At 73.3% G+C, this 1,791-nt stretch carries 3 protein-coding genes; 1 reads left to right on the top strand and 2 read right to left on the bottom strand.

Going from position 1 to position 1,791, the window contains the following annotated elements; all coding sequences use genetic code 11:
• Together ACXAGC_RS20300 and ACXAGC_RS20295 are read right to left on the bottom strand one after the other, a co-directional pair.
• Positions 1 to 193, bottom strand: a 193-nt coding sequence (locus tag ACXAGC_RS20300; RefSeq protein WP_474846807.1) for an RNA polymerase sigma factor, incomplete at its 3' end; no start/stop codon positions are given.
• An 88-nt stretch (positions 194 to 281) separates the two neighbouring features.
• Positions 282 to 1,307, bottom strand: a complete 1,026-nt coding sequence (locus ACXAGC_RS20295) for a LacI family DNA-binding transcriptional regulator (protein ID WP_290467708.1) — start codon at positions 1,305 to 1,307, stop codon at positions 282 to 284.
• A gap of 226 nt (positions 1,308 to 1,533) precedes the next feature.
• On the opposite strand from ACXAGC_RS20295, the gene ACXAGC_RS20290 reads away from it, so the two are divergent.
• Positions 1,534 to 1,791 (top strand): hypothetical protein (locus ACXAGC_RS20290; protein ID WP_474846805.1); only part of this gene is annotated, 258 nt, incomplete at its 3' end.

The following is a 1,791-nucleotide window of genomic DNA, read 5'->3' as shown; positions in this document are numbered from 1 at the left end:
GGGCGATCGTCACCAGCCACGCCTGCACGTTCGCCGTGGCCGGCAGGTCCGGGTACGCCCGCAGCGCGGCCAGGAACGTCTCCGACCACGCGTCCTCGGCGTCCGCGGACGTGCTCAGCACTGCCCGGCAGACCCGCCACACCACGGGGCCGTGCCGGGTCACCTGCGTCTCGAAAGGCTCTTTCGTGTCCATCACCTCGTAGACGTCCGCACCGGACGGAACGTGAGATCGGCGCCGGACGGTCACTCCGCTGCGGGGACCGGCACCGTCCGGCGGCCGATCACAGGCCCGCGGGCACGTTGTACGGCGTGATGACGTCGATCATCGAGTGGTGGCGGCGTTCCTCCGGAGGGATCGCGCCGTGGGCCTCCATGACGATCCTGCAGCACCGCTGCAGGTCCTGCTCGAGGTCGTGGTGCAGCACGGCGTGGATCCGCCCGGCCCGCAGCAGCTCCACGTTCTCCGGAGCCAGGTCGTGGCCGACGACGACCCGCGGGGCGCGCCCGGCGTCGTCGAAGGCGGCCATGATCCCGCGGTTGCCGCCGCCCACGGAGTAGACGGCGTCGAGCTCCGGGTGCTCGGTCAGGGCCCTGCGGAACAAGTCCCGGGTGGTGCGGTCGAGGCCGTCGCCGCCGGGCAGGTCCAGCACCGCCCGCTCCGGGTCCAGCGCGCGCAGGGTGCTCCGGAAGCCGTTGCCCCGCTGCTCCTCGCCGTGGAACCAGTCGTTGCTCACGACCACGGCCACGGAACCGGGGCGGTCGCGCATCCACTGCTCCACCAGGTAGGCCGCGGTCGCCCCGGCCGCTCGGTTGTCGAAGCCCACGTAGGCCCGGCGGGGGCTGTCCGGCAGATCGGTCACCAGCGTGACCACCGGGATGCCGGCCGCCTCGAGCTCGGCCACCGCGGTGCTGACCACGGGTACGTCCGGGGCCTTGAGGATCACGCCATGGGTGCCTCGGTCGGCGATGCGCCGCAGCACTTCCGCGCAGCCGTCGGGGTCCCACCGCTCCTGGAAGGAGAACCGTGCCCGGAAGACGGCCGGGCGCAGACCGGGCAGGGCTGCTTCGAGTCCCTGCCGGACGGCTGCGGTGAACCGCGTGGGGGCGTCGACGACGACGTCGACCATGAACCGCCGCCCTGTCAGCTCCAGCTGCGTGCGCTGGGCGTCCAGGTCCCGGATCGCCTGGTGCACGAGCCCGGCGGTTCCTGCCCGCACACCGGCTCGGCCGTGCAGCACGCGGTCGACCGTGGCGTCGCTGACCCCCGCCTGGCGGGCGATCTCCCGGATCGGGTAGCGGTGGGGCACTTCGGGTCTCCTGATCTCGTGCGGGAGCCTTCGGGAACCGACCGGCCCGGAGCAGTCCCGAGCCGGGCCGTTCCGGAGCCTATCCCTGCCGGGCTCGCGGAGTACAGGACTGAGGGATTCCTGAGGGAAATGGGCATTGCCCGGCACCGCGGCAAGCGGAAGGCTGGCCCTGCACGAGGCCCTGCACGAGGCCCTGCGCCGAGGGCTGCCGGAGAGAGGAACTGCCATGACCCTGGACCCCGCCACCGCCTGCCGCGCGGCCCGCTGGTTCACCCCCGCCGACTGCCGGCTCGAGGACTTCCGCGAGGACGTGGAGGTCGTCACCGATCCCGCCGAGTATCCCCACGCCACCGCCGTCGAGCAGAACGTGCTGCTGTACGGGCCCGGGCTGCAGGCCGTGGTCCAGGACCCCGCGCGGCGGCGGGAGGTCCAGGCCGAGCTTGCGCACGCCCTGGAGCGCGGGCCCGGCGTGGTGGTGCTGCAG

The sequence above is a fragment of the Alteromonas sp. AWJ4_197 genome (assembly GCF_056160285.1).
Note: the sequence above shows the minus strand (reverse complement) of the source record. Positions and strands in the feature narration are given on the sequence as shown.